Source organism: Inquilinus sp. NPDC058860 (assembly GCF_042743185.1).
GTDB lineage: Bacteria > Pseudomonadota > Alphaproteobacteria > DSM-16000 > Inquilinaceae > Inquilinus.
This window is the reverse complement of the sequence record NZ_JBHYMS010000052.1, coordinates 23,479-45,738: the sequence shown is the minus strand read 5'-3', so window position 1 is coordinate 45,738 and position 22,260 is coordinate 23,479. Positions and strand designations below refer to the sequence as shown.

The window sequence follows — 22,260 nt, the reverse complement described above, 5'->3', positions numbered from 1 at the left end:
CGGCGTTCCTACTCCGCCGCCTGCTCCTCCTCGCCCAGGAAGCCGCCGGACTGGCGGCGCCACAGCGAGGCGTAGTGGCCGTTGGCCTTCAGCAGCTCGTCATGGCTGCCGACCTCGACGATGCGGCCGCGCTCCAGGATCACCAGCCGGTCCATCCGGGCGATGGTCGACAGGCGGTGGGCGATGGCGATCACCGTCTTGCCCTGCATCAGGTCCTCGAGCTGCTCCTGGATCGCCGCCTCGACCTCGGAATCGAGGGCGGAGGTGGCCTCGTCCAGAATCAGGATCGGCGCGTTCTTCAAGACCACCCGGGCGATGGCGACGCGCTGGCGCTGGCCGCCGGACAGCTTTACGCCGCGCTCGCCGACATGGGCCTCGTAGCCGCGCCGGCCGCGCCAGTCCTCGACATCCAGGATGAAGTCGTGGGCATGGGCCTGCTTGGCCGCAGCGATCACCTCGGCCTTGGTGGCGGTCGGCCGGCCGTAGTTCAGGTTCTCGAAGATCGACCGGTGCAAGAGCGAGGTGTCCTGGGTCACCACCGAGATCTGCTCGCGCAGGCTCTCCTGCGTCACCCCGGCGATGTCCTGGCCGTCGATCAGGATGCGGCCGCGCTCGACATCGAAGAAGCGCAGCAGCAGGTTGACCAGCGTCGACTTGCCGGCGCCGGAGCGGCCGACCAGGCCGATCTTCTCGCCCGGACGGATATCGAGGTTCAGGTTCTCGATCACCCCGCCCGGCCGGCCGTAGTTGAAGCTGACATTGTCGAAGCGGATGCCGCCTTCGGTCACCTTCAGCCGCTTGGCGCCCGGCTTGTCGACCAGGCGCAGCGGCTTCGCGATCGAGATCATGCCCTCCTGCACCACGCCGATATTCTCGAAGATCGTGGTCACCTGCTGCGCCACCCAGCCGGCCATGTTGACGATCTGCCAGGTCAGCGGCAGGACCATGGCGACGGCGCCCAGCGCCACCATCCCCTGGCGCCACAGCAGGATGGCGATGGTGGCGGTCGACACCACCAAGAGCGCGTTGGTGGTGGACAGGCACAGGTTGAACAAGGTGATCAGCCGCAGCTGGCCGCGGAAGATCGTGGTGTGGCCGTCCACCGCCTCGCGGACGTACTCGTCCTCCTCCTTCGCCCGGGCGAACAGCTTCACCGTCAGGATGTTGGTGTAGCTGTCGACGATCCGGCCGGTCAGCAGCGATCGCGCCTCCGACATCTCCAGCGAGCGCTGCTTCAGCCGCGGCACGAAATAGGTGAGGAGCAGGATATAGACCGCGAACCAGCCCATGGTCGGCAGCGCCAGCCACAGATCGGCGCTGGCCAGCAGCACCAGGGCGCTGGTGCCGTAGACCGTCAGGTACCAGACCGCGACGATCGACGTCACCGTGCTGTCGCGCAGGGCCACGCCGGTCTGCATCACCCGGTTGGCGATGCGTCCGGCGAAGTCGTTCTGGAAGAAGGTCCAGCTTTGCCGCACGACGTGCCAGTGGCTCTGCCACCGGACCAGGTTGGTGAAGCCCGAGGCGATGATCTGGTTGGTGATCAGCGCCTGCAGGAACAGGGCGCCCGGCCGGCAGATCAGCAGCACCGCCGCCATCCCGGCCAGCAGGTGCCAGTGGTCGGCGAACAGCGCCTCGGGCGTGACGGTGCTGAGCAGGGTGACGACCCGGCCGATGAAGACCGGGATCAGCGCGTCGAGCAGCGCGACGGTCAGCCCGGCGCCCAGCAGGGCGATGTAGTACCAGCGGACCTGTCGCAGGAAGAACCAGTAGAACCGCAGCAGATTGCCCGGCGGCTGGCCAGGCATGCCCGTGGCGGTCGGCAGCACGCGGGCTTCGAAAAAGCGGAACATGGGTCGGGGCTTCCGGCGGGCGTTCTTCTTTGGGCGGCAGGCTTGCAGCCTGCGCCGACAATGCGGCGGCGAAAAGACCGGACAATTGGACACAGGAATTCGTTCAGCGCAGGGCTCGCGACATTTTCGTCTGTGCGCGCGGTCACTGGCGGCCCGGCGCCAGCCTCTAGAATCGCCGGCATGGATGCAGGGGCGCGGCCGGATCGTCCGGCCGCGGCATCCGAAGTGGGATAAGACATGAAATACATCATCGTGCCGATTCTGGTGGCACTGGCCGGATGGGGCATCCGGCCGGCCCTGGCGGACGGCATCCGCGACGCGCTCGGCCAGGCCGACTCGGCGTACGGCAGCGGCGATTGCGGCCTGTCGAAGCTGAAGTAACCGGCGGGCGAGGGGCCCCGGCCCCTCGCCCTCGTGTTCAGGCCGCCGCCCGCGCCAGCTCCGCGACGACGGTATCGATCGGCTTCCGGCCGCGGCGCGGCTCGGCCGCCGGATCGCTGCCGAAATCGACATGGCCGCTGTTGATGCCCCGCATCATCTCGATGAAGCCGGCGGTGCTGCGGGCCGAGAAGCCGCCATGCGACAGGGCCTCGGCCCAGCCCGCCTCCGGGACGGCGACGGCCTGCACCGGTCTGCCGAGCGCCCTGGCGAAGGCCGCGGCGACGTCGTTCGGGGAAGTGGCGGCCGGTCCCTGCAGGGCGATCACCCGCTGTCCAACCCAGTCCTCACGCAGCGCCTCGGCAGCCACGCGGCCGATATCGGCGGTGGCGACCATCGGGATGGCCCGGTCGAGCGGCGCCAGGAAGCTGGGCAGCACGCCCTCCGCGGCGGCGACGCCGGTCACTTCCGCCCAGTTCTCCATGAAATAGGCGGCGCGGAGGAAGGTCACCGGCAGCCCGATCCCGGCCAGCCGCTGCTCCAGCGTCCGGGTGGTGGCGATCATGCCGGTGCCGCTCGGCCGGTCCGTGCCGACCGAGGACAGCACCACCAGCTTCGGCAGGCGGGCGGCGGTCGCCGCCCGGGCGATGGCGTCGGCCACGACCTCGGCATCGGCGAAGGGATCCTCCGCCGTGTAGCCGGGCGGGTTCAGCAGATAGGCGCCGCGCGCCCCGGACAGGGCGGCGGTCAGCGCCGCGGCATCGGCGAGGTCGGCGACCGCGACCTCGGCGCCCTGCCGTACCCAGCTCTCGGCCTTGGCGGCATCGCGGACGAGGACGCGGACGCGCGCGCCCGCTTCGATCAGGGTGCGGGCGGCGGCGGCCCCCGTGTTCCCGCTCACGCCGGCAACGACATACATGGCTTTCTCCTGCGTTCACCCGCCCGCAGCCGGGTCGGTGCCGAGGAGATGCGATGGCGGTCGCCATATCTCAAATGCATGGATATGATCTTTCACATGCGCGAAGTGGATCTGGCCGGAGTCGACCTCAACCTGCTGAAGCTGCTCGACGCGCTGCTGCGCGAGCGCAGCGTCACCCGGGCCGGGCAGCGGCTCGGCCTCAGCCAGCCGGCGGCCAGCCGGGCGCTCGGCCGGCTGCGCCGGCTGCTGGCCGATCGGGTCGTGGTGCGGACGCCGCAAGGGCTGGAGCTGACGCCGCGGGCCACCGCCCTGGCCGAGCCGGTGGCGCGGCTGATGGAGGGCGCCCGGGCGATCGTGGCGCCGGCGGCCTTCGACCCGGCGACGGCGCACGGCCGGGTCACCATCGCCGGCGTCGACTACACCACCCTGCTGGTGATGCCGGCGCTGGTGTCGCGGCTGTCGCGCCTGGCGCCGGGGCTGGACCTGGAGATCCCGCCCCCCGCCGGCGACCATGTCGGGCTGATCGCCGCCGATGCTGCAGACCTGGCGCTCGGCGTCTACGACACCCTGCCGGCCGGCTTCTTCCACCGGGCGCTCTACCAGGAGGACCTGGTCTGCGCCGTCCGCCGCGGCCATCCCGTGATCGCGGCGGGGCTGACGCTGGAGCGCTTCGCCGCCCTGTCGCATCTGCTGGTGATCATCACCGGCCGCGGCGAGGCGCCGGTCGACCTGGCGCTGGCCCGGCACGGGCTGACCCGGCGGGTGGCGATGCGGCTGCCGCATTTCATCGCCGCGCCGATGCTGGTGGCCGAGAGCGACATGATCCTGTCGCTGCCGCGCCGGCTGGCGCGCCGCATCGCCGCCACCGCGCCCATTGAGGTGCTCGAGCTGCCGCTCGAGACCGAGCCCCTGACCGTGTCGATGATCTGGCACGAGCGGCGGCAGGACGACCCCGCCCACGCCTGGCTGCGGCGGCAGGTGGCGGAGGCGGCGCGCGAGGCGACCCGGGATTGACCGCCGGGCGGCCGCCTCAAGCCGGCGGCGGCTCCGGGTGGAACTGGTACAGCCAGGTCTCGGTCAGCGGCCGGCCGTCCAGGCGCAGGAACATCCGCAGCTCGACCGGGTCGCTGCCGTCGACCGCGAGGTCGAAGGTGGCGCGCCAGACATTGCCGTCCGGCACCGGCTCGCTGAACGGCCGCTGGACGGTGCCGCGCGAGGCGGTGGCCACCACCTCCGGGAACACGCCGAAGGGAATCCGGCGCATCACCGCCGGGTTGTCGAACTCGGCGACGATCTTGAAGACGCCGGGCGGCCGCGGCTTGCCCGGCTCGCCGCCGCGGCCCATGCGGGTGGCGACGGTGCGGGCGATGCCCGCATCCGGATAGGGCTCGTCCGCCAGCCAGTGCAGCCGGTAGCTCAGGTCGTGGCGGTCGCCGGCCGCGGCCTCGCCCTCCGGCACCCAGAAGGCGACGATGTTGTCGTGGATCTCGTCGTCGGTCGGGATCTCCACCAGCTGGATCGCGCCGCGGCCGAAGGGCGCCAGCGGCTCGACCCACAGGCTCGGGCGGCGGTCGTAGAGCACGCCGTCCCGGTAGTGGTCGAAGGCGCGGTCGCGCTGCAGCAGGTCGAAGCCGCGCGGGCTGTCGCCGCCGAAGCTCGACACCGTGATCGCCCGCGGGTTGTTCAGCGGCCGCCAGATCCGCTCGCCGGCGGCGGTCCAGATCGCCAGCCCGTCCGAATCATGCACCTCCGGCCGCCAGTCCAGCATCCGGCCGCGGCCGTATTCGCCGTACCAGAACATCGAGGTCAGCGGCGCCAGGCCGAGGCGGGCCACCGCCCGGCGCAGGACCAGCGATGCCTCGACCTCCATCACCACGCCCTCGGTGCGGTGCAGGGTGAACCGGTAGGCGCCGCTGATGCTGGGCCCGTCCAAGAGGGCGCAGACCACCGCCGGCTGCGCCGGGTCCGGCGCCTCGGCGATGAAGAACTGGGTGAAGATCGGGAACTCTTCCGGCCTGCCCGGGGCGAAGACGTCGACCGCGACGCCGCGCGCCGACAGTCCGTACTGGCCGAGCGCGCCGATCGCCCGGAAATAGGAGGCGCCGAGGAAGGCGACCCAATCCTGGGTCCGCCAGTCGTCGCGCCCGTGCCGTTCCTGCAGGCGGAAGCCGGCGAAGCCCGAATCGGCCGGCAGTTTCCGGGCCGGGCTGTCCGCCGGCATGTCGAAATAATCCGGCCGGTACAGGATCTCGCGGGCGCCGTCGGCGCCGACCAGGTACATCCGCACCGATTCGCCGGAATAGCGGCCGAGATGAAAGAAGGTGACCGGATAGGCGCCGCTGCCGTCGGCGAAGGGGGCGAGATCGGTCCTGAACCGGATCTTGCCGTGGGCGTCGTAGTCGATCGCCTGCACGACCTCGGGGGCGGGCCGAGTGGGCGGCTGGTACGGCTGCGCCGCCGTCGCCTGCGCCTGGGCGACCAGCGCCTCGAAGGAGAAGGGCGCGGCCGGGCCGAACGCCAGCCCCTGCTGCTGCGCCGCGGCGATGCGGGCGCGGGCCGGCAGCCCGGCCAGCAGCGCGGCCGATCCGGCAGCGCGGAGCAGGGCGCGGCGATGGAGCGGGATCGTCGTCATGCAGCCTCCGGAACCGGATTCTCGGGCAACGAGCCGAAGCCCGTCGATCCAGCAGATAAACCCGCCTCCCTCCGCGGCAAGGCATGACAGGCTTTGACCGCGGCGACGCAGCGTCGTGAGATGGCGCCGGACAAGGGAGGTGCGGATGAGCCTGGTGCCGGTGATCGATCTGGCGCCCGCGGCGGCGGGGGAGACGAGGCCGGTGGCCGCCTCGGTGACCGAGGCCTGCGCGCGTGTCGGCTTCCTGGTGGTGACCGGCCACGGCGTGCCGGCGGCGGTGATCGACCGGGGCTGGGCGGCGGCCCGCGCCTTCTTCGACCTGCCCGAGGCGGCGAAGCGCAGCGTGGTGATGCCGCGGCCCGGCTATCCCTATGGCTATTCGCCGGTGGCGGGGGAGAGCCTGGCCCGGTCGCTCGGCGACCGGCGGCCGCCCGACCTGAAGGAGAGCTTCTCGATCGGCCCGGCCGATCTGACGCCGCCGCCCGAGTCGGCGGACGCGGTCGCCTTCGCCTGGGCCGCCAATCTGTGGCCGGCCGAGCCGCCTGGATTCCGCGACGCCATGCTGGCCTATTACCGGGCCCTGTCCGATCTCGCCGGGCGGCTGATGCGCCTCTTCGCCCTTGGCCTCGACCTGCCGGAGGACTTCTTCGACAGCCGGATCGACCGGGCGATCAGTGCCCTGCGGCTGCTGAACTATCCGGACCAGCCGGTGCCGCCGGAGCCGGGGCAGCTGCGCGCCGGCGCCCACACCGATTACGGCTCGCTGACCATCCTGCTGCCGCAGGACGCGCCCGGCGGGCTCGAGGTGCAGGGGGCGGACGGGGCCTGGCACGCGGTGCCGGCGGTGCCGGGCGGCTTCGTGATCAATCTCGGCGACCTGATGGCGCGCTGGACCAACGACCGCTGGCGGTCGACCCTGCACCGCGTCGTCAACCCGCCGCCGGATTCGGCGGGATCGACCCGGCGCCAGTCGATCGCCTTCTTCCACCAGCCGAACTGGGATGCGGAGATTGCCTGCCTGCCGACCTGCCTCGGGCCGGGTGAAACGCCGAGATACGCTCCGGTGCTGTCCGGCCCGCATCTGGCGTCGAAGTTCCGCTCGACCGTGACGCTGCCCGCTGGCTCCTGAGCCGTGGAGATCGTCCGAGAACGCGCTGCTGTGAATCGGCTGGTGGCGGTTTCGAGAACCGGAGCGCAGCGGACGTTATAGTCCGTGAGCACCGGAAGCGGAGAAACCGCCGCCAGACGGCCGCACCAATAGCGTTATCGGACGATCTCTCAGAAGTCCGAGCAGCGGCCGTTCACGTCCCAGTCGCCGTAGCGGGTCGGCTCCAGGCCCTTGGGGCCGCCGATCTCGCCGGGTTTCTGCGGCACTGCCTCGACGGGGGCGCCGGTGCGCGGGTCGATACGCTCGGCCAGCTCCTGCGGGGACAGGAGCTTGCCGGCAGGGGGCTCGGTCTCGCTCATCCCTTTGATATGGCGGGATATGGCCGCCGAGTCCAGGCTTGATCGGGACGAAGCCGGGGCCATCTCATCCGGGACGAGACGACGGAGGACCTGATGTCGGGCTACATCCGCACGGCGATGCTGCTGGCAGCCCTCACCGCGCTGTTCATGGCGGCGGGCTGGCTGCTGGGCGGGCAGGGCGGAATGATGATCGCGCTGCTGGTGGCGGTGGGCATGAACCTGTTCGCCTACTGGAACGCGGACAAGATGGTGCTGCGCATGCACAATGCGCGCGAGGTCGACGCCCGCACCGCGCCCGATTTCTACAATCTCATCGCCCAGCTGGCCGAGCAGGCGAAGCTGCCGATGCCGCGGGTCTACATCATCGACACCGACCAGCCGAACGCCTTCGCCACCGGCCGCAACCCGCAGAACGCCGCGGTTGCCGCCACCACCGGCCTGCTGAGCCGGCTGTCGGCGGAGGAGGTGGCGGGCGTGATGGCGCATGAGCTGGCGCATGTCCGCAACCGCGACACGCTGATCATGACGATCACCGCGACCATCGCCGGCGCCCTGTCGATGCTGGCCAATTTCGGCCTGTTCTTCGGCGGCGGCGACAACCGCAACAACCCGCTCGGCTTCATCGGCGTGATCCTGACGGTGATCCTGGCGCCGCTCGCCGCCATGCTGGTGCAGATGGCGATCAGCCGCTCGCGCGAATACGAGGCCGACCGGGTCGGGGCCGAGATCTGCGGCCGGCCGCTGTGGCTGGCCTCCGCCCTGGAAAAGATCGAAGCCTTCGCCAAGCGGATCGATTACGGTGCGGCGGAGCGGAACCCCGCCACCGCCCACATGTTCATCATCAATCCGCTCCACGCCCATGCGGTCGACAGCCTGTTCTCGACACACCCCGCGACCGCGAACCGCGTCGCCGCGCTGCGGCGGCTGGCGGGCGCCCCGGCCCAGGACCGCGGGCCGTGGGGATGATCTCCTCGCGCTGCTGACGTCTCCGCCGACCCCATCGAGTCCCCCCTCCCCCTATCCCCCTTCCGCAAGGGGAGGGGGGACTCAGTCTGGTTGCGGGCGTCCAGCGCAATCCGGCGGCCATCAAGGCCTCCGCCCATGACCGCCGAAGCCGCCTCCATCCCGCGCGCAAACTCGCGGGCCGCGATCTTCGGCTGGTGCCTCTACGACTGGGCGATGAGCGCCTTCAACACGGTCATCGGCACCTTCGTCTTCTCGGTCTATTTCGCCAAGGGCATCGTCGGCGACGCCGACCATGGGGCCGCGCTGTGGGGCGTCGCCGTCGGCGCCGGCGGCGTTGCGGTGGCGCTGCTCAGCCCGGTGCTCGGCGCCGTCGCCGACCATGGCGGGCGGCGCAAGGCCTGGCTCGCCGCCTGCGTCGCCGCGGCCGTGGTGCCGACGGCGCTGCTCTGGTTCGCGGCGCCGGACCCGTCCTGGATCGTACCGGCGATGCTGCTGGTCGGCCTCGCCTCCGTTGCCTTCGAGCTGTCCTACGTCTTCTACAACGCCCTGCTGGTCGACGTGGCGCCGCCGGGCATGCTCGGCCGCGTCTCCGGCTGGGGCTGGGGGCTCGGCTATTTCGGCGGGCTGGTGTGCCTGGTGATCGCCCTGTTCGGGCTGATCGGCTTCGGCGGCGCGGCGCCGCTGCTGCCGCTGCCGGCGGTGGAGGCCGCGGGACCGCGCGCCACCGGGCCGCTGGTGGCGCTGTGGTGGGTCGTGTTCGCCCTGCCGCTCCTGCTGCTGGTGCGCGAGCGGCCGGGCGGCGCGCCGATCGGGGCCGCCATCCGCCGCGGCCTGGCCGATCTCCGGCGCACGCTGAAATCGCTGCCGGGGCAGGGGAACCTGGTGCGGTTCCTGGTCGGCAGCGCGGTCTACCGCGAAGGCTTCAACATGCTGTTCGCCTTCGGCGGCATCTACGCCGCGGGCGCGCTGGGCCTCGATTTCGGCCAGCTGGTGCTGTTCGCGATCGGGCTCAACGTCACCTCCGGCATCGGCGCCATCCTGTTCGCCTGGGTCGACGACGCGATCGGGTCGAAGCCGACGATCCTGGTCTCGATCGTCGGGCTCGTCGCCCTCGGCGTCCCGATCATCCTGGTCGCCGATCCCTATTGGTTCATCGGCCTGGCCCTGGTGCTGGGCCTGTTCCTGGGGCCGGCCCAGGCGGCCAGCCGCACCCTGATGGGACGGCTGGCGCCGCCGGGCGGCGAGGGCGAGGCCTATGGCCTCTACGGCTTCACCGGCCGCGCCACCGGCTTCCTCGGCCCCTGGCTGTTCGCGGCGGCCACCACCGCCTTCGCCACCCAGCGCGCCGGCATGGCCACGGTCATCGCCCTGTTCGCGCTCGGCGGGCTGATCGTGGCGACGGTGCGGGAACCGGCGCGCGGCTGATACATACAATTTGACAGATCTCCTCACCTCCAGGAATATTGTCTGCATTGGTGGGGAGTGATTTTCAAAATGGCGATTGACGATGTGGCGCCCCGGACGGGGCGCGTGGCTTACGACGGCAGCCGGTTCGGGATCGGCGGCCTGTTCCTGAAGACGATGCTGCTGTCCGTGGTGACGCTGGGCATCTACAATTTCTGGGGCCGGACGCAGATCCGGCGGGCGATCTGGGGTGCCGTCAGCGTCGACGGCGAGCCCTTCGAGTACACCGGCACCGGCAAGGAGCTGTTCTTCGGCTTCCTCAAGGCGATCGCTCTGCTGATCAGCATCGGCTTGGCGCTGTTCGTCATCGGTTGGGTCGGCGGGATGTTGGCGCGCTCGAGGATCGGTCTGCTGCTGGCTTCGCTGGCGTTCTACCTGATCGTGGCGGCGCTCGCGGTCGCAGCGGTCTATCTCGCCACGCGCTATCGCTTGTCTCGCACTCTCTGGCGCGGCATCCGCTTCGGCCTCGACGGCACGGCGGGCCGTTTCGTCCTCGGCACCATCGGCTACTCGCTGCTGACGGTGGCGACGCTTGGGATCTGCCTGCCGCTGCTGCGGACTTGGCAGGCCCGGACGATCGTCAACAACGCGCGCTACGGCACCGTGCCTTTCCGCATGGAGGCGCGGGGGGCGAAGCTGATCTGGCCGTGGATCCTGACCATGCTGCTGGCGGGACCGACGCTCGGCATCATGCTGGTGTGGTACCGGGTGCGCGAGTTCCGCTACTGGTCCTCGACCATCAGCATCGCCGGGCTGCGGCTCGACGGCCGCCTCCGCCTCGGCCAGGTGCTGGGGCCGGCGATCCTTCTCGCCGTCATCACCATCGCCATCTTCGCCGCCCTCCTCGTGCCGTCCATCGTCGCCGCGGTCGAGGCGGCCCGGACGCACGCGCCGCCGCCGGCCACATCAACGGTCATGATCCTCGGCATCTGGGCCTATGTGGCGCTGGCGCCGACGATCGGCTTCGTCATTCTCGGCCATCCGGTGCTGAAGGCGAGCTGCGAGACCATGGCGATCGGCGGCGCGCTGGACCTGGAGGCGGTGGCCCAGTCCTCGGACGCCGGCCCGCGCACCGGCGAGGGGCTGTTCGCCCTGCTCGACGGCGGCGGGTTGTGAGCCCCGGGCCGGCCGCCTGGTCCGGCCGGTATTCGGACGGCCGGACGGCCCATGTCACGCCGGTCCGCGCCATGGTCATGGCGGACCGGCTGGTGATCGCGGGCGAGGACGGCGCGATCCTCGCGGAATGGCCGCTCGCCTCGCTGCAGCTGGCGGGCAAGGCGGCGGCGCCGGTGCGGCTGCGATCCGGGGAGGGCGATGCCCGGCTGACCCTCGACGACCCGGCGGCCCTGGCGGGGCTGCGCGCGGCCGGCGCCCCGCTGCGGCCGCCCGAAGCCGGCAGCGGGCGGACCATCCTGATCTGGACCGTCGGTCTGGCCGCGGTGATGGGCGCCGTGCTGCTCCTGCTGCCGCGCCTGTCGGCGTCGATCGCCACGCTGGTGCCGGTCGAGGATGAGGTCTCGCTCGGCGATTCCGTCGCGGACAGCATCGGGCTGATGCTGCGCCACCCGGCCGCCTGTACCGGGCCCGACGGCCGCGCGGCGGTGGACGCCCTGGTGCGGCGTCTCGCGGCCGGCCGGGAATCGCCCTACCGCTTCCGGGTCGAGGTGCTGGACAGCGAGGTGCCCAACGCTCTGGCGGCGCCGGGCGGGCGGATCCTGATGTTCCGCGGCCTGATCGACCGGATGGACGGGTCGGACGAGTTCGCCGGCGTGCTGGCGCACGAGATGGGGCATGTGCTGCACCGGCACGGGCTGCAGGGCATCATCCGCCAGCAGGGGCTGTCGATCCTGGCGCTGCTGACCGGCGGGTCGGATCTCAGCCGGCTCGGCCAGGCGGGGTCGGAGCTGGTGGCCCTGTCCTATTCCCGCGGCTTCGAGCGCGAGGCGGACGAGACCGGGCTGCAACTCCTGGCCGGGGCCGGGCTGCGCCGCGACGGTCTGTCCACCCTGTTCCACCGCCTGGCGAAGGACGGACGGGCCGGAGAGGGGCCGGCCTTCCTGGCCACCCATCCGCCGCTGGAGGAACGCGCCCTGCCCGACACGCCGGACACCGCCGGCGCCCCGGCCATGAGCGACGCCGAATGGCAGGCGGTGAAGGCGATGTGCGGGTGAGGCAACTATAGGTCGCCATCTTCCCTCTTGCTGTCATGCCCGGGCTTGACCCGGGCATCCAGAGACTGTCGACATCTTCTGGATTGCCGGGTCAAGCCCGGCAATGACAGTAAAGGGAATTCAATTCATGCGGCCGGCTCAGTGCCGGAAATGTCGCCGCCCGGTAAACACCATGGCGATGCCGGCCTGGTCGGCGGCCTCGATCACCTCGCGGTCGCGCATCGACCCGCCGGGCTGGATCACCGCCGTGGCGCCGGCCTCGACCAGGGCCAGCAGGCCGTCGGCGAAGGGGAAGAACGCCTCCGACGCCGCCACCGAACCGGCGATGCGCGAGCCGGCCTCGCCGGCGGCCTGGGCCGCCTCCGCCGACTTCGACACGGCGATCTTGACGCTGTCCACCCGGCTCATCTGCCCGGCGCCGATGCCGACCGTGGCCCGGCCCTTGGCGAAGACGATGGCGTTGGAGCGGACATGCTTCGCCACCTGGGTGGCGAACAGCAGGTCCTCGATCTGCGCCGGGGTCGGCGCCTTGCGGGTCACCAGTTTCAATTCCGACGCCTCCGGCGCCGCGTCGTCGCGGGTCTGAGTCAGGAAGCCGCCGGCCACGCTGCGCAGCACGCGGCGGCGCTGCGTCGGGTCCTGCACCCCGCCGGTCTTCAGCACCCGCAGATTGGTCTTGGCGGCGAAGACGGCGGCGGCCTCCGGCTCGACGTCCGGTGCGATCACCACCTCGGCGAACAGCGCCGTGATCGCCTGCGCAGTGGCGCCGTCGATCGGCCGGTTGGCGGCGATGATGCCGCCGAAGGCGCTGATCGGGTCGCAGGCCAGCGCCCTGGCATAGGCCTCGCCGAGCGAAGCGGCGACGGCGACGCCGCAGGGGTTGGCGTGCTTGACGATGACGACCGCGGGCTCGGCGAACTCCGACACCGCCTCGAAGGCCGCGTCGGCGTCGAGGATGTTGTTGTAGCTCAGCTCCTTGCCCTGGACCTGCTCGGCCGTGGCCGGGCCGGGCACGGCCGGCCCGCTCAGGTAGAGCGCGGCGTCCTGGTGCGGGTTCTCGCCATAGCGCAGCGTCTCGGCCAGCTTGCCGGACAGCGACAGGCGCGGCGGGAAGGTCTCGCCCTCGACCTCGGCGAACCAGCCGGCGATGGCGGCGTCATAGGCGGCGGTGCGGGCGAAGGCGGCGGCGGCCAAACGGCGGCGGGTCGGGCCCAGCGTGCCGCCATTGGCGGCGATCTCCAGCCGCAGCGGCTCGTAATCGACCGGCGAGGTGACGACGGCGACGAAGGCATGGTTCTTGGCCGCGGCGCGGGTCATCGCCGGGCCGCCGATGTCGATGTTCTCGATGCCGTCCTCGAAGCTGGCGCCGCGCGCCACCGTGGCCTCGAACGGGTACAGGTTCGAGACCAGCAGGTCGATCGGCGCGATGCCGTAATCGGTCATCGCCTCGACATGCTCGTCGCTGTCGCGCCGGGCCAAGAGGCCGCCGTGGATCTTCGGATGCAGGGTCTTGACCCGGCCGTCCATGATCTCGGGGAAGCCGGTATGGGCCGACACTTCCTTGACCGGGATGCCGGCCTCGGCCAGGGCCTTGAAGGAGCCGCCGGTCGACAGGATCTCGACCCCGCGCTCGGCCAGGAACCGGGCGAACTCGACGATGCCGGTCTTGTCGGAGACGGAGATCAGCGCGCGGCGGATCGGCAGGGCGGCTTCGGTCATCATCGGAACGGCTCCAGGACGGCAATGCGCCCGTCTTTAGACCCGACGGGGAAGGATGTCGATCATTGGATCGCCCGGAAACCGGGCCGGTCGGCGCCGGATACGGAGGTCCGATCTGCGTCGCGACCCTATCCCAATTCCGTTCGGCCGCTGCCACGGAGCACCCGCTGCGAGCGCTCGTCGGACTCTCGGTGGCGACGCCGAAACTCGGCGGCGCCTGCCGCAACGAAAATGGCGAGGCCTGCGGGCATCATGATCCTGGAGATCGCCTCGACCTGCTGCTGCCAATCGTTCAGAAATCGAAGCTGGCCCTTGAACTGGTAGGGGTAACGATAGACGGCGTCGGCAACTGAAGGGGCGTGGCGCGCCATGTTGTCGATGGCGCCAGCCCCCACGATCCCGCCGGCGCCGATCAGCCAACCCAGGAAGACGAGCCCTACGAGGACGCGTTGCGACGATGCCAACTCTCTCAGGACGATACGCCACCAATCCAGATCCATGACCGAAGAGGCCTTCTCCTGCCCGGTCCCTTGGGGCCGGGTCAACGAGTGTGCGACGGGTGCGAGGATAGCATGGCGGGGGAACCGCCGCGATCGGTCCGTCCCGCCGCCCATCTCCGCACGGGTTGACAGCCGACAATCAGGGCTGGCTTGAAGCAGACCCGAAATCGCACCGGCTCTCCAGCCAGCGCACCGCGAAATCCGTCATCTCGACCGCCGGGACCAGGACCGAGGCGGCGGCGCCGACGGTCCCGCGCACGCCGCGGCCGGTGGCCAGGAAGTCCTCGACCACGGTCGCGAAATAGCCCTCCGGCAGCCCGTCGACGACCGGGTCGGAGGTGTCGAACTCCTCGAAGTGGCGCCACACCGTCCGGCCCTCGACCAGGATAGGCGCTTCGTAGCGGGCGATGCGCTTGCCGGGGATCCGGGCCAGGTGCTCGGCATGGTGCAGCAGGCTCATGGCGTCGAGCGGGGCGCCGAGCATCAGCACCTTGCCGCGGGCCTGGACCAGCTTGCCGAAAGGCGATAGCTCGCCATAGCCGTAGTCGAGCGCGTGGTCGGCGGTGAACCACTCGGCCCGGCCGCCGACCGCGGCGAAGGAGGCGCCGGGATTGGCGCTGCGCCGCGCGCCCGGCCGGGTGCGGACCAGCTCGGCGATGGCGCCGTTGAAGCGGCGGGCGCGGGACGCGGCCGGGTCGAAGGGCGGGATGTCGTCGCGCAGCTCGGCCGGCACGGTCCCGTCGTCGTCCAGCAGGTCGTGATAGTCGTCGCTCCAGTCGGTGTAGACCAGGATCGTGCCGCCCGGGCCGATCACGTCGTGCAGGGCGTCGATCAACGCATCGGGCCCGCCGAGGATGCGGCCGGCCGAGCGCAGCGCGGCATGCACCATCACCGAATCGTCAGCCGAGAGGCCGATCCGGCGAAGCTGCACGGCCAGCGTCCGCCGGGTGTGGATGTCGGCAGGCATCAGGCCAGCCGGCGCTCGCGGCGCAGGATCCACTGCACGCCGGTGCTCTCGGCGCCGACCTCGCCCCAGATCACGACTTGCGTGGTCTTGCGGCGCTCTGTGCCGCGGCCGGCATAGATGCCTTCCTCCAGCGCCACCTCGCCGCCATAGCCGCGCAGGCGCCAGCCGTCGCCGCCGGGCAGGCGGATGATCACCGAGCTGCCGCCCTGCACCGGCGACAGCTGCAGCGCCGGATGCAGGTGGAAGCGGATGGCGAAGGGCAGGCCGCGGGCGGCGTCGGTCTCGGCGAACAGGATGTCCTCGCCGCGCAGCTCGTCGCCATTGGCCGACAGCTCCAGCCGGCGGCGGTGGATCAGCCCCAGCGCCTCGCGGTAGCCGTCGTGCCAGGCGTCGATCAGCACCGATTGCGGCGTCTCCTGCCGGTCGATCTCGATCTGGCGCGGCCGCTTGCCGATGCCGGCGTCGCGCAGCACCTCGGCCGAATCGCGGCCGGCGACGCTGAGCGTGGAATGGGCCGGGGTGCCGCGCAGGGCGGTGTGCCAGGCACTGTCCTCGGCGCTGCCGCGGCCGGGCCAGGCGCCGCAGTTGACGATCATGCGCTCGCGCCCGACCGACAGCTCGAAGGACAGCAGCCCGGCATGGGCGCCCTCGTCGATGCCGGCCGGCGGCGGCGCGCCGACGTCGAGCAGCAGCAGGGTGCGGCCGGCCATCGCCCGCTCGAAGCCGCTGTGCCGCGCGCTCTTCGGCGCCCGGGCCTTGGAATCGGCCTGGGACAGCACGGCGTCGATCAGCACCGGCTCGCCCTCCTGCGCGTCGTTGAACAGGGCGAAGCCGCCGTCGCCGTGGCGCAGCAGGCGCAGCGCCGGGGCCATCCGGTCGATTGCCAGGTGCAGCGCGTCCGGCACATGCGCCTGGGCGGCGCGGAAGGCGGCGCGGATGTCGATCAGCTGGCGCAGCACCGTCAGGTGCACCGCCGGGTTGCGCTGGATGTGGCCGCCGTCCGGCAGGATCTGGCGCGGCAGGCACTTGCCGAGGATGCGCTGGGCCTGGTCCAGCCGCGGCCGGCCCTGGGGCAGGGCGACGGCGCCGTAGACCAGGCCGCGCACGGTCTGGATCTGGCGCGGGTCCAGCGGGTCGCCGTCGGCGACGCGGGCCAGGTGGCGCAGCTGCCGCGACAGGCTGGCGAAGACGCGCATGCGGAAGTCGTCATCGGCGCTGGCGCAGAAGAAGTCGTGGGCGCCGAGCCAGCTGGCGACGCGCTGGCCCAGGATGTCCGGCCGCCACATCAGCGGGTGCCAGCGGTCGTAGCGCTCGATCCAATGGTCGATCAGCCGCCGCGCCTGCCGCCGGGCCTGGTCGCCGCCGGCCGCGCGCAGGTCGCGCAGCCATTCGAAGCCGTGCAGCGCCGCGATGAACTCGGGGGCGGCGCCGAACGGCTCCCACGGCGCGGCCGCCGCCGCCTCGTAGGTCTGGCCGCCCAGCTTGTACAGTCCGGCGATCAGCGCGACGCCGCGCTCGGCGTCGCCCGGCCAGGGGTCGGGCGGCACCATCAGCAGGTCGCGCGGCCCTTTTCGCCCCAGCGCCACGGAGTAGAGCGGGTTCGAATAGGCGAACCGCGTCAGCTGGTCGTGGACGCTGCGGGTGAGGGTGCGCGGAGTCCTCATCGCTCAGCTTTTGCCGCGGATGGCGGCGATGTTGGCGGCGTAGGCGCCCGGGCCGCCGCGGAAGGCGGCCGTGCCGGCGACCAGCGTGTCGGCGCCGGCGGCGATCACCCACGGCGCCGTCTCCGGCGTGACGCCGCCATCGACCTCCAGCCGCACGTCGCGGCCGGACTTGTCGATCATCGCGCGCAGCCGGGCGATCTTGTCGATCTGGCTCTCGATGAAGCTCTGCCCGCCGAAGCCGGGGTTCACGGTCATCACCAGCACCAGGTCGATGTCGCCCAAGAGCTCCTCGACCATGGCGACCGGCGTGCCGGGGCTCAGCACCACGCCCGGCGCCTTGCCCAGCGAGCGGATCAGCTGGACGGTGCGGTGCGGGTGCGGCCCGGCCTCGGGGTGGAAGCTGATGCGGTCGGCCCCCGCCTCGGCGAAGGCGGGGATGTAGGGATCGGCCGGGCCGATCATCAGATGCGTGTCGAAGGGGAGGGCGGACCAGGGCCGCAGCGCCTTCACCACGGTCGGGCCGAAGGTGATGTTGGGCACGAAATGCCCGTCCATGATGTCGAGATGGAGCCAGTCGGCCCCGGCCTCAGTCATGGCGCGCGCCTCCTCGCCCAGACGGGCGAAGTCGGCGGAGAGGATGGAGGGGGCGATCACGACCGGCTTGACCATGATCGTCCTCATAACAATTGGCCGACCGCGTCACAACCGTGACGAAGCCGTGGCGTCAAAGGAATGGCCGGGGCGGCGCGCCACCCCGGCCTGTCCCATCATGAAGGGCTCACTTCGCCTTGGCCAGGAACTCCTGGACGTTGTCCGGGGTCACCGTGTCGAGGCCGACGGTGGTGATCTCCTCGACCTTCTCGCCCTTCTTCAGCTTCTGCAGCATCTCCATCGCCAGCGCGCCCATCTGGTAGGGCTGCTGGCCGATCAGGCCGTTGGCGTAGCCGTCGCGCAGCAGCTCCAGCTCCGACTTCAGCGTGTCGGCCGAGACCAGCACGACCTCCTTCGAGGCCAGCTTGGCCTTGATCGGCTCGGCGAAGTTGCGGAAGGCGTCCGGCACGAACAGCGGCCAGCCGCCGACCGGCAGCAGGGCGTCGATGTCCGGATGCGCGGTCAGCGTGTCCTGCAACTGCTGCACCGCCAGCGCGGCGTCGTCGTTGCAGTACAGCGGCGAGCCCTCGACCTGGGTCCAGCCGGCGCCCAGCCCGTCGATCACGCCGCGCACGCGGTCGTTCAGATTGGCCGCGGCCGGGCCGCCCGAGACCAGGGCAAAGGTGCCGCCGCTGGGCTTCAGCTTGGCCGCCATCTCGCCGATCGCCTTGCCCATGGCGTAGTTGTCGGTGCCGACGAAGGCCTGGCGCTTCGACCCCGGCGCGTCGGCGTCGAAGGTGATGGTCGGGATGCCGGCCTCGACCGCCTGGTTGATGACGTTGGTCATGGCGTCGACATCGGCCACCGAGATCGCCAGCCCGTCAATGCCCTGGGTGATCAGGTCCTGCACGATCTGCGCCTCGCTGGCCGGCTCATGCTCGACCGGGCCGATATAGACGCATTCGACGCCCAGCTTCTGGGCCGCGTCCATGCAGCCGTCGCGCGACAGGTCGAAATAGGGATTGTTCATGGCCTTCGGCACCAGGGCGAAGCGCAGCTTGTCCTGCGCGTTCGCCCCGCCGGCCATGGCCATGACGGCACCCAGCGCCACCGCGGCCAAAAGTAGCTTCTTCATAATGGTCCTCCCCTTGTTGAACTCGTTTGCCGTCTCAGGCCGCGCGCTTGGACCGGATGCGGTCCAGCAGCACCGCCAGGATGATGAACACGCCGACGAAGAAATCCTGCCAGTAGGGCTGCACCCCGCCCAGGATCAGACCGTTGCGGATGACCTCGATCAGCGCCGCGCCGGTGATGGCGCCCAGCGGGCCGCCGAGGCCGCCGGTCAGGTTGGCGCCGCCGATCACCGAGGCGGCGATCACCCGCAGCTCGTAGCCGACCGCGGTGTTGGCGGGGGCGGAGCCGAGCCAGGCCAGGAGCAGCACGCCGGTGAAGCCGGCCAGCGCGCTGCAGAAGACATAGACCGAGATCTTGACCCGCTCGACCGGCACGCCGGTCAGCGCCGCCGCCTTCTCGTTGCCGCCGATGGCGAAGACGTGCCGGCCCCACTGCATGTGGCGCAGCAGGTACCAGATCATCACCGCCAGCACCGCCATGTAGATCAGCGACGGCGGCAGCAGGCCGAAGAGCGGCTCGTTGCCCAGGGTCCGGAACAGGTCCTTGGCTGGCCCGGCGGTGGGCGAGCCGCGGCCCTGGGTGACGACGTAGACCAAGCTGCGGCAGACGCTGAGCATGCCGAGCGTGGTGACGAAGGGCGACAGGCCCAGCCGGGCGATCAAGAGGCCGTTGACCAGCCCGACCACGCCGCCGGCCGCGACGCCGGCCAGTACGCCGAAGGCCAGCGCCAGGCCCGGCCAGTCGACGAACAGGGCCCAGTCGGCGGTCCAGGTCATCGCCAGGCTGGTGGCGACGGCGCCGAGCGCCATCACCGAGCCGACCGACAGGTCGATGCCGGCCAGGATGATCACCAGCGTCTGCCCCAAGGCCGCGATGGCGATGTAGGAGAAGTTCTGGGCGACGTTCTGCAGGTTGCGCCCGGTCAGGAACTTGTCCGACGCGAAGGCCATGACCACCATCAGGATCACCAGCGCCGCCAGCACATAGGTGATCTGGGACGACAGGATCCGATGCAGCGGCCCCTGCCTGCGGACGTTGTCGAAATTCATCGTGGCCGTCGCCATCACGCCGCCTCCAGCGCGCCGGTGATCAGGCCCGTCACCTCTTCGGGCGAGCTCTGGGCGATGCGCTTGTCGGCGACCTTGCGGCCGCGGCGCATCACGATCACCCGGTCGCAGACCTCGAACACGTCGGGCATGCGGTGGCTGATCAGGATCACGGCGATGCCGCCGTCGCGCAGGCGGCGGATCAGCTCCAGCACCTCGTGCACCTGGCGCACGCTAATCGCCGCGGTCGGCTCGTCCATCAGGATCAGCTTGGCGTTGGCCAGGCGGGTGCGGGCGATGGCCACGGCCTGGCGCTGGCCGCCCGACATCAGCCGCACCAGGTCGCCGGCGCGGGTCTCCGACTTCAGCTCGGCGAACAGGGACTGCGCTTTGCGGTTCATGGCGCTGTGGTCCAGGCGCCGCAGCGGCCAGACCCCGGTCTTCAGCTCGCGGCCCAGGAAGACATTGGCGGCGGCGGTCAGGTTGTCGGCCAAGGCGAGGTCCTGATAGACCACCTCGATCCCGGCCTCGCGGGCGTCGACCGGCTTGTGGAAATGCACCGGCTTGCCCTCCAGCAGCATCTCGCCGGAGGTCGGCGGGAAGTTGCCGGCCATGACCTTGACCAGGGTGGACTTGCCGGCGCCGTTGTCCCCCATCAGCCCGACCACCTCGCCGGGCTCGATCGACCAGCTGACGCCGTTCAGGGCGTGGATCGCCCCGAAATGCTTGGCAATGTCACGCAGCTCCAGAAGCGCCATCCCGCTCCGTTCCTCCCTGGCCCCGGTGATCCCGGCCTCGTTTCGGGCGGAACTGTGAAAGAGAGCGCGGCGGAGCGCAATTGTTTTTGTCTGATTATTAGCGAAAGAGCCGGAGGATCAGGATCGCCGCTTCAGCCGGGCGATGTGGAACCCGTCCAGGCCGCCGAGATCCGGCCAATGCGAGGGCAGGGTGCGGACGTCGCCGGCCGCGGTCAGCAGCTCGGCCGACCCGCCGACCTCCGACGCCGCCACCGGCACGCGGATCAGGCGGTCGTCCTCGGCCAGCAGCCGGTCGATCTGCGCCTCGCCCTCCTCGGGCAGCAGCGAGCAGGTGCACCAGATCAGGATGCCGCCGGGCCGCACCAGCTCGACCGCGCGGCGCAGCATCCGCGCCTGCGCCGCCGCCAGCTTGGCCACGTCCTCCGGCCCCTTCAGCCGGGGCACGTCGGGGTGCCGGCGGATGGTGCCGGTGGCGCTGCAGGGCGCGTCCAGCAGCACGCCGTCATAGGGGGCGCCGCCGGTGAAGGTCTCGGCGTCGCCGGTGTGCAGCTCGGCGGCGAGTCCGAGCCGTTCGAGATTCTCCGCCACCCGCTTGAGCCGCCGGGTCGAGCGGTCGAGCGCCGTCACCGCGGCGCCGGCGGCGGCCAGCTGCGCCGTCTTGCCGCCGGGTGCCGAGCAGAGGTCGAGGATGCGGCGGCCCGGGATCGGGCCGAACAGGCGGGCCGGCAGGGCGGCGGCGGCGTCCTGCACCCACCAGGCGCCCTCGGCGAAGCCCGGCAGCTCCGGCACCATGCCGCCGGCCTCGCGCCGCAGCGTCCCGGTCGGCAGGTGCCGGGCGTCGAGCTGCGCGGCCCAGAGATCGGGGTCGGCCTTGATCGAGAGGTCCAGCGGCGCCTCGTGCAGATGGGCCTCGGCGATCGCGGCGGCGGTGGCGGCGCCATAGGCCTCGGCCAGGCGCGACCACAGCCAGTCCGGCGTGTTCAGCCGGGGCGCGTCCTGGCCGGCCAGCAGGGCCGGGCCGTCCTCGGCCAGCCGGCGCAGCACGGCGTTGACCAGCCCCTTCATGCCGGCGAAGCCGGTCAGGCCGGCCAGCTCGACCGAGGTGTCGACCGCGGCATGGGACGGCGTCGCCAGGAACAGGCGCTGGGCCAGGCCCAGCCGCAGCACGTCGCGCACGGTGGCGGCGCCGCGCGGCAGCGGCGTGTTCAGCGCGCCGTCGATCAGCGCGTCGATCTGGCCGAGGCGGCGCAGCGTGGTGCTCACGAGCAATCGGGTGAAGGCGCGGTCGCGCGGTTCCATGCCCTGCAGGGCGAGATGGGAATCGAGGGCCTCGTCGATCGGGCGCCGCTGCGCCAGAACGGCCCGCAGCAGTTCGACGGCGGCCTTGCGCGTGGCCAATCCGGTGTCGGTCATGCGCGGGATGTAGACCATCGGCGCCGGGCGGGCCAGTGCCATGTGCCGCCGGTCACTTCCGCGATCGGCTCCGCCGCGCCATGCTGGGCGCAATCATGGAGGACACGCCGATGCCGCCGGACCACACCGCCACCCGCCGCCTCTATCTCGAGGATCTGCAGGTCGGGCAGCGCTTCGGCTCGGGGACCGTCGCGGTCACGCCCGAGGCGATCAAGGCCTTCGCCGCCCAGTTCGACCCGCAGCCCTTCCATCTCGACGAGGCGGCGGCGAAGACGACCTTCTTCGGCGGCCTGGCCGCCAGCGGCTGGCACACCGCGGCCCTGACCATGAAGCTCCTGGTCGGTGGCGAGTTCCTGCCGGCCGGCGGGCTGATCGGCGGCGGCACCGACGAGATGCGCTGGCCGCGGCCGGTCCGCCCGGGCGACGTGCTGCGGGTGGAGAGCGAGGTGCTGGAGATCCGGCCGTCCCGGTCGCGCCCCGACCGCGGCATGGTCAAGACCCGGATCACCACGCTGAACCAGGCGGGCGAGCCGGTGCAGATCATGATCGCGAACATGGTGGTGCCGAGGCGCCCATCCGATACCGCTACTGGTGCGGCCGTCTGACGGCGGCTTCTGC

The 22,260-nt window shown here is 71.4% G+C and carries 21 protein-coding genes; 8 read left to right on the top strand and 13 right to left on the bottom strand.

The features are described 5' to 3' along the window. Positions 1 to 8: 8 nt before the first annotated feature. Positions 9 to 1,853, bottom strand: a complete 1,845-nt coding sequence (locus ACFW16_RS27945) for an ABC transporter ATP-binding protein (RefSeq protein ID WP_380311303.1) — start codon at positions 1,851 to 1,853, stop codon at positions 9 to 11. A 237-nt stretch (positions 1,854 to 2,090) separates the two neighbouring features. Here ACFW16_RS27945 and ACFW16_RS27940 point away from each other — a divergent pair, with 237 nt between their 5' ends. Next, entirely contained in the window at positions 2,091 to 2,234 is a 144-nt protein-coding gene (locus tag ACFW16_RS27940) for a hypothetical protein (RefSeq protein ID WP_380311301.1), read from the top strand. A 37-nt stretch (positions 2,235 to 2,271) separates the two neighbouring features. Here ACFW16_RS27940 and ACFW16_RS27935 read toward each other — a convergent pair whose 3' ends face one another. Further along, positions 2,272 to 3,150 (bottom strand): NmrA family NAD(P)-binding protein, encoded by an 879-nt coding sequence (locus ACFW16_RS27935; RefSeq protein ID WP_380311299.1) that lies wholly within the window; start codon positions 3,148 to 3,150, stop codon positions 2,272 to 2,274. A gap of 96 nt (positions 3,151 to 3,246) precedes the next feature. Between ACFW16_RS27935 and ACFW16_RS27930 the strand changes: the two genes are divergently transcribed. Continuing rightward, the gene (locus tag ACFW16_RS27930; protein ID WP_380311297.1) at positions 3,247 to 4,164 is read left to right on the top strand and encodes a LysR family transcriptional regulator; all 918 of its coding nucleotides are present in this window, start codon (positions 3,247 to 3,249) and stop codon (positions 4,162 to 4,164) included. 16 nt (positions 4,165 to 4,180) lie between these two features. Here the strand turns inward: ACFW16_RS27930 and ACFW16_RS27925 are convergent, their stop codons facing one another. Continuing rightward, positions 4,181 to 5,782: a glucan biosynthesis protein gene (locus ACFW16_RS27925; RefSeq protein WP_380311296.1), complete on the bottom strand. Its 1,602-nt coding sequence runs from the start codon at positions 5,780 to 5,782 to the stop codon at positions 4,181 to 4,183. A gap of 145 nt (positions 5,783 to 5,927) precedes the next feature. On the opposite strand from ACFW16_RS27925, the gene ACFW16_RS27920 reads away from it, so the two are divergent. Beyond that, on the top strand, positions 5,928 to 6,911 hold the full coding sequence (locus ACFW16_RS27920; RefSeq protein ID WP_380311295.1) for an isopenicillin N synthase family dioxygenase: 984 nt from the start codon (positions 5,928 to 5,930) through the stop codon (positions 6,909 to 6,911). Between the two features lie 149 nt (positions 6,912 to 7,060). Here ACFW16_RS27920 and ACFW16_RS27915 read toward each other — a convergent pair whose 3' ends face one another. After that, positions 7,061 to 7,249, bottom strand: coding sequence for a DUF1674 domain-containing protein (locus ACFW16_RS27915; RefSeq protein WP_380311293.1), 189 nt, complete (start codon positions 7,247 to 7,249; stop codon positions 7,061 to 7,063). Between the two features lie 93 nt (positions 7,250 to 7,342). On the opposite strand from ACFW16_RS27915, the gene htpX reads away from it, so the two are divergent. The 4 genes from htpX (at position 7,343) to ACFW16_RS27895 (ending at position 11,850) form a co-directional block, all read left to right on the top strand. After that, positions 7,343 to 8,215 (top strand): zinc metalloprotease HtpX, encoded by an 873-nt coding sequence (gene htpX / locus ACFW16_RS27910; protein ID WP_380311291.1) that lies wholly within the window; start codon positions 7,343 to 7,345, stop codon positions 8,213 to 8,215. A 135-nt stretch (positions 8,216 to 8,350) separates the two neighbouring features. Continuing rightward, complete coding sequence (locus ACFW16_RS27905; RefSeq protein WP_380311289.1) at positions 8,351 to 9,640, top strand: MFS transporter; 1,290 nt, start codon at positions 8,351 to 8,353, stop codon at positions 9,638 to 9,640. A gap of 105 nt (positions 9,641 to 9,745) precedes the next feature. Continuing rightward, positions 9,746 to 10,795 carry a DUF898 family protein gene (locus ACFW16_RS27900; protein ID WP_380311287.1) on the top strand — a complete coding sequence of 350 codons (1,050 nt, stop codon included), beginning with the start codon at positions 9,746 to 9,748 and terminating at the stop codon, positions 10,793 to 10,795. Then, positions 10,792 to 11,850 (top strand): M48 family metallopeptidase, encoded by a 1,059-nt coding sequence (locus tag ACFW16_RS27895; protein WP_380311285.1) that lies wholly within the window; start codon positions 10,792 to 10,794, stop codon positions 11,848 to 11,850. The genes ACFW16_RS27900 and ACFW16_RS27895 overlap by 4 nt, the downstream gene beginning before the upstream one ends. A gap of 138 nt (positions 11,851 to 11,988) precedes the next feature. Here the strand turns inward: ACFW16_RS27895 and purH are convergent, their stop codons facing one another. The 9 genes from purH to ACFW16_RS27850 all read right to left on the bottom strand — a co-directional run bounded on the left by purH (position 11,989) and on the right by ACFW16_RS27850 (position 21,684). Continuing rightward, entirely contained in the window at positions 11,989 to 13,569 is a 1,581-nt protein-coding gene (purH, locus tag ACFW16_RS27890; protein WP_380311317.1) for a bifunctional phosphoribosylaminoimidazolecarboxamide formyltransferase/IMP cyclohydrolase, read from the bottom strand. A gap of 128 nt (positions 13,570 to 13,697) precedes the next feature. After that, the gene (locus ACFW16_RS27885) at positions 13,698 to 14,069 is read right to left on the bottom strand and encodes a hypothetical protein (RefSeq protein ID WP_380311284.1); all 372 of its coding nucleotides are present in this window, start codon (positions 14,067 to 14,069) and stop codon (positions 13,698 to 13,700) included. Positions 14,070 to 14,208: 139 nt separating this feature from the next. Continuing rightward, positions 14,209 to 15,036, bottom strand: coding sequence for an aminoglycoside 3-N-acetyltransferase (aac(3), locus tag ACFW16_RS27880; RefSeq protein WP_380311282.1), 828 nt, complete (start codon positions 15,034 to 15,036; stop codon positions 14,209 to 14,211). Beyond that, positions 15,036 to 16,700 carry a heparinase II/III family protein gene (locus ACFW16_RS27875; RefSeq protein WP_380311281.1) on the bottom strand — a complete coding sequence of 555 codons (1,665 nt, stop codon included), beginning with the start codon at positions 16,698 to 16,700 and terminating at the stop codon, positions 15,036 to 15,038. The genes aac(3) and ACFW16_RS27875 overlap by 1 nt, the downstream gene beginning before the upstream one ends. Positions 16,701 to 16,703: 3 nt before the next feature. Then, positions 16,704 to 17,369 (bottom strand): ribulose-phosphate 3-epimerase, encoded by a 666-nt coding sequence (rpe, locus tag ACFW16_RS27870; protein WP_380311279.1) that lies wholly within the window; start codon positions 17,367 to 17,369, stop codon positions 16,704 to 16,706. Between the two features lie 109 nt (positions 17,370 to 17,478). Next, on the bottom strand, positions 17,479 to 18,426 hold the full coding sequence (locus tag ACFW16_RS27865) for a sugar-binding protein (RefSeq protein ID WP_380311278.1): 948 nt from the start codon (positions 18,424 to 18,426) through the stop codon (positions 17,479 to 17,481). Between the two features lie 34 nt (positions 18,427 to 18,460). Then, positions 18,461 to 19,489, bottom strand: coding sequence for an ABC transporter permease (locus tag ACFW16_RS27860; RefSeq protein ID WP_380311276.1), 1,029 nt, complete (start codon positions 19,487 to 19,489; stop codon positions 18,461 to 18,463). Then, positions 19,489 to 20,229, bottom strand: a complete 741-nt coding sequence (locus ACFW16_RS27855) for an ATP-binding cassette domain-containing protein (RefSeq protein ID WP_380311274.1) — start codon at positions 20,227 to 20,229, stop codon at positions 19,489 to 19,491. The genes ACFW16_RS27860 and ACFW16_RS27855 overlap by 1 nt, the downstream gene beginning before the upstream one ends. Positions 20,230 to 20,346: 117 nt before the next feature. After that, the gene (locus tag ACFW16_RS27850; RefSeq protein WP_380311272.1) at positions 20,347 to 21,684 is read right to left on the bottom strand and encodes an RsmB/NOP family class I SAM-dependent RNA methyltransferase; all 1,338 of its coding nucleotides are present in this window, start codon (positions 21,682 to 21,684) and stop codon (positions 20,347 to 20,349) included. 38 nt (positions 21,685 to 21,722) lie between these two features. On the opposite strand from ACFW16_RS27850, the gene ACFW16_RS27845 reads away from it, so the two are divergent. Next, positions 21,723 to 22,247, top strand: coding sequence for a MaoC family dehydratase (locus ACFW16_RS27845; RefSeq protein WP_380311270.1), 525 nt, complete (start codon positions 21,723 to 21,725; stop codon positions 22,245 to 22,247). Positions 22,248 to 22,260: the final 13 nt, after the last annotated feature.

Coding starts and splice junctions, on each gene's coding strand:
- ACFW16_RS27935 (WP_380311299.1), bottom strand. CDS start 3,150: ATGTATGTCGTTGCCGGCGTGAGCGGGAACACGGGGGCCGCCGCCGCC.
- ACFW16_RS27905 (WP_380311289.1), top strand. CDS start 8,351: ATGACCGCCGAAGCCGCCTCCATCCCGCGCGCAAACTCGCGGGCCGCG.
- ACFW16_RS27915 (WP_380311293.1), bottom strand. CDS start 7,249: ATGAGCGAGACCGAGCCCCCTGCCGGCAAGCTCCTGTCCCCGCAGGAG.
- ACFW16_RS27920 (WP_380311295.1), top strand. CDS start 5,928: ATGAGCCTGGTGCCGGTGATCGATCTGGCGCCCGCGGCGGCGGGGGAG.
- ACFW16_RS27850 (WP_380311272.1), bottom strand. CDS start 21,684: ATGGCACTGGCCCGCCCGGCGCCGATGGTCTACATCCCGCGCATGACC.
- htpX (WP_380311291.1), top strand. CDS start 7,343: ATGTCGGGCTACATCCGCACGGCGATGCTGCTGGCAGCCCTCACCGCG.
- ACFW16_RS27945 (WP_380311303.1), bottom strand. CDS start 1,853: ATGTTCCGCTTTTTCGAAGCCCGCGTGCTGCCGACCGCCACGGGCATG.
- ACFW16_RS27885 (WP_380311284.1), bottom strand. CDS start 14,069: ATGGATCTGGATTGGTGGCGTATCGTCCTGAGAGAGTTGGCATCGTCG.
- ACFW16_RS27875 (WP_380311281.1), bottom strand. CDS start 16,700: ATGAGGACTCCGCGCACCCTCACCCGCAGCGTCCACGACCAGCTGACG.
- rpe (WP_380311279.1), bottom strand. CDS start 17,369: ATGGTCAAGCCGGTCGTGATCGCCCCCTCCATCCTCTCCGCCGACTTC.
- ACFW16_RS27930 (WP_380311297.1), top strand. CDS start 3,247: ATGCGCGAAGTGGATCTGGCCGGAGTCGACCTCAACCTGCTGAAGCTG.
- ACFW16_RS27940 (WP_380311301.1), top strand. CDS start 2,091: ATGAAATACATCATCGTGCCGATTCTGGTGGCACTGGCCGGATGGGGC.
- ACFW16_RS27855 (WP_380311274.1), bottom strand. CDS start 20,229: ATGGCGCTTCTGGAGCTGCGTGACATTGCCAAGCATTTCGGGGCGATC.
- ACFW16_RS27845 (WP_380311270.1), top strand. CDS start 21,723: ATGCTGGGCGCAATCATGGAGGACACGCCGATGCCGCCGGACCACACC.
- ACFW16_RS27865 (WP_380311278.1), bottom strand. CDS start 18,426: ATGAAGAAGCTACTTTTGGCCGCGGTGGCGCTGGGTGCCGTCATGGCC.
- purH (WP_380311317.1), bottom strand. CDS start 13,569: ATGACCGAAGCCGCCCTGCCGATCCGCCGCGCGCTGATCTCCGTCTCC.
- ACFW16_RS27860 (WP_380311276.1), bottom strand. CDS start 19,489: ATGGCGACGGCCACGATGAATTTCGACAACGTCCGCAGGCAGGGGCCG.
- ACFW16_RS27925 (WP_380311296.1), bottom strand. CDS start 5,782: ATGACGACGATCCCGCTCCATCGCCGCGCCCTGCTCCGCGCTGCCGGA.